5 protein-coding genes are annotated in these 3,378 nt (G+C 47.1%); 3 read left to right on the forward strand and 2 right to left on the reverse strand.

Features of this window, described 5'->3' with window-relative positions; translation table 11 throughout:
• From AC5I6P_RS03320 to bla, 3 genes are all read left to right on the forward strand, one after another.
• Positions 1–890: ABC transporter ATP-binding protein (locus tag AC5I6P_RS03320; RefSeq protein ID WP_495692340.1), on the forward strand; the 890-nt coding region annotated here is incomplete at its 5' end.
• Positions 874–1,623, forward strand: coding sequence for an ABC transporter permease (locus AC5I6P_RS03325; RefSeq protein ID WP_495692341.1), 750 nt, complete (start codon positions 874–876; stop codon positions 1,621–1,623). The genes AC5I6P_RS03320 and AC5I6P_RS03325, both read left to right, overlap by 17 nt.
• 167 nt (positions 1,624–1,790) lie before the next feature.
• Positions 1,791–2,693, forward strand: a complete 903-nt coding sequence (gene bla / locus AC5I6P_RS03330; protein WP_495692342.1) for a class A beta-lactamase — start codon at positions 1,791–1,793, stop codon at positions 2,691–2,693.
• On the opposite strand, the gene AC5I6P_RS03335 is transcribed toward bla, so the two are convergent.
• Both AC5I6P_RS03335 and AC5I6P_RS03340 read right to left on the reverse strand, forming a co-directional pair.
• Positions 2,610–2,948, reverse strand: a complete 339-nt coding sequence (locus AC5I6P_RS03335; RefSeq protein ID WP_495692343.1) for a transposase — start codon at positions 2,946–2,948, stop codon at positions 2,610–2,612. The two genes, bla and AC5I6P_RS03335, sit on opposite strands and share 84 nt — an antisense overlap.
• Entirely contained in the window at positions 2,949–3,191 is a 243-nt protein-coding gene (locus tag AC5I6P_RS03340) for a hypothetical protein (RefSeq protein ID WP_495692344.1), read from the reverse strand.
• Positions 3,192–3,378 lie beyond the last annotated feature (187 nt).

The raw sequence follows: 3,378 nt of genomic DNA on the forward strand, positions 1-3,378 counted from the left end.
AAAATCTCGTTAAGGTCTATCCAGGGCAATCTAAACCTGCCAATGATCACATTAGCTTGCAAATTGAGCAAGGCGAGATTCTCGGCATTTTGGGGGACAACGGTGCGGGAAAAAGTACTTTGGTACGACAGATGGTGAATTTGTTAACCAGCAGTGCCGGAACAATCAATTTTTTGGGCAGGAATATCACCACCATTCCTCAAATTGTGCAAATGAATGTGGGCTATATGCCTCAAGAGACTGGTGCTGTAAAGAATTTAACGATCGCGGAAAGTTTGTATTTTACCGCCCACCTGCGAGGAATGAGTCGGCGAGAAGCACGGCAGGAATCCGATCGCTTGCTCCACCAATGGAAAATGACTGAGTGGCATGATCAGCCTGTGGTTCAGCTTTCAGGTGGGCAACTGCGGTTACTGCGGTTAGCTGTCGCAATGGCAGGTTCTCCCCCAGTGCTAATTCTAGATGAACCAACCAATGATTTGGATCCTCAACGGCGAAAGTTGGTATGGGATAACCTGCGACACCTAAACCGAGAACAGGGAGTGACAATTATCCTCATCACTCATGACGCGATCGAAGCAGAAAAGGCCATTGAGCGAGTTGGAATTTTGCAAGCAGGAAAGCTAGTAGCGATTGGCCGTCCCAGTGACTTGAAGCGACAAGTGGATCGAATGCTGCGCCTGGAACTATTCTTTGAGGCGGACAATCCTCCCGTCTTACCCCAAGAACTAGCCTGCGATCGCCGCTCTCCGGGTCATTGGCGCGTTTTTCTGGAGTGGCATCAAGTCGAGCCAACCCTCAATTGTCTTAACCTGACTCAAATTGACGATTTTCGCTTGTATTCTGCTACCTTAGAGGACTTGTATCTGCACTATGCAACTCAAGCGTAAACCCCTGTCTCTACCCCTGCAACTATTTGACCTACTCTGCATGGAGTTAAGCAATTGGCGTTGGTCCTGGCAGGTGATGATGCTCACTGCAACAATTAGTCCAATCTTGAGCATCATTGCGTTAGGAAGCTTTGCCTCCAAAAATGATCCTGAAGCTCTCCATGCGATTCTTGCTGGAAGCTTGGTCATGTCCCTCATGTTTGGCAACTTAGGGAATGTATCGTCTCGGTTTTGTTACATGCGTTTCTCTGGTACTTTAGATTATTACGCGACATTACCAATTCAGCGATCGCTGCTCATTGTTGCAGTTGTAGCCGCATTCTTTGTGCTATCGTTTCCCTCCTTACTCGTGACAATTCTTTTTGGCATATGGTTTCTGCACATACCACTAATGCTTCATCCATTAATTCTGCTGGTAGTTCCGTTGTGTGTTCTACCATTAGCTGGAATTGGGGCAGCGATCGGTACAAATTCCCCAACTCCAGAAGTGGGAGGCGGATTAACGCTTCTGGTAACGATGCTCGCACTCTTTATTGGACCTGTTCTGTTACCTGCTAGCCGTTTACCGGAGATATTGCAACTCGTAGGCTATTTTAGCCCTGCCACCTATGCTGCATCAGCCCTAAAACAAGTTCTGCTACAGCCCATGACGCAACGCATCATCGTTGATTTTGTTGCACTTGTCGGCTCCTCGTTGCTAACGTTCTGGTTTGTATCTCGTCGATTGAACTGAAACCTATATTTTATTGAGAGATGAAAATTTCTCGAATTCCGAAATCTGATAACTACCGAGTGTAGCTCTAGGCTGTTCGCAGTTCCAATTCAAGTTTTATGATGCAAGCAATAATGAAAAATGTGTGGCTTTGCGTATTTTGTTTGTCCTTACTGATTGTTGGTTGTATGAGGAACAACTCCAGCAGTAGAGCAACCACCCAAGACAATCAAACAAATGCATCACAAGAGGTCGTAGCATCTAATACGAATAACAAAAATGAGCTACGCGATCGCATTGAACAAATCTCTCAAGCTGCTCAGGGACAGGTTGGGGGTACAGCTACAGTGTTAGAAACCGGAGAGTCAGTGTCTCTGAGTGGGGGGCAGCGATTTCCGATGCAAAGCGTTTACAAGTTTCCCATTGCGATGGCTGTTCTGGCTCAAGTTGATCAAGGGAAACTACAGTTAGACCAGAAAGTTCACGTTGAGGCAAGCGATATCGTTCAGGACAGCCAGATTCTGGATGAGAATTCGCAAGGAATGGAATTTAGCCTGTCTGAACTTTTGCAGTACATGGTTTCTAAAAGTGATAGTACGGCTTGTGATAGGCTGCTGCGGTTAATTGGTGGACCAGAGGTTGTTATGGAATACTTGCGGAGTCTCGGTGTGAATGACATTATTGTGGCAAATACAGAGAATGAGCAGCAAGGGCAAGATTCCACATTGCAGTATCGCAACTATGCAACGCCTGATGCTGCCGTTAATTTGCTACGTGCCCTTCATGAGGGTGAAGGGCTTTCAAAATCCAGTCAAGCCTTATTGCTGCAATGGATGATAGAGACAACGACAGGTCCAAAGCGCATTAAAGGACTATTGCCAGATGGAACGGTCGTAGCGCACAAGACTGGTACATCGCGTACTGTCGATGGGATAACGGCTGCAACCAATGATGTGGGACTTGTGTCGCTTCCGAACGGGCGACACTTGGCGATCGCAGTGTTTGTTTCAGATTCCAGAGCTAACAATGCGACTCGTGAAGAGGTGATTGCAAAGGTGGCAAAGGCAGCCTGGGACGAATGGAGTCAATAGGTTCAGGGGGTAACAACGAGCTTGGTAGGTAATGGGTTTTTGCTCAACCATCCACTCACCGATGCGATGCGCCCAGCACAAGGCTAAGGTCAGCAACGCAATTAACTTTTCCAACCGTTTAGTATCGCGGATGTGAGTGGATTCAAGACAAAAGCCACGAGCCTTGAGAATGCCAAATAGCGTTTCGATGCCCCACCGCGCCGCATAATCCGAAATTGCTGTTTGGGGAGCATCCGAAGTGGCAACAATCAGCAATTACCCGTCTTCGAGGCGGAGTCCCGCGATAAACAACCAGTGCCCCCACAAGCAGCGGCGATGCTTGAGTATTTGGGTTTGATGCGGTTGCAGGTGTGCAAACACTACAGCAGCTTTGAATGTTTTAGCGCTAGCCTTAAGCAGTTTCGATTCGCGAATGCGGATGCGGAATCGTTGCTTAGGTTCAGCACTGAGGTAGCCAATCCAATCTTTGCCCAAAAACGGCTTTGGTGCATGATTCAAAAAAGAGACAGGTTGAAGTTGGAGAGGCTTGAGATTATCCTTTAACCTTGTAGCTATCGGGTTTTGCAATGCTGGTCATGCGATGAGCGCCGCACATTTAATGAATAATTCAGCCGCTTGATTGTCAAACTGAGAGCTAATTTATAAAGAGAATCTAAAAGCTGGTTAGCTGAGCTTGAGGAGATTT

Source organism: Myxacorys sp., from assembly GCF_059501405.1.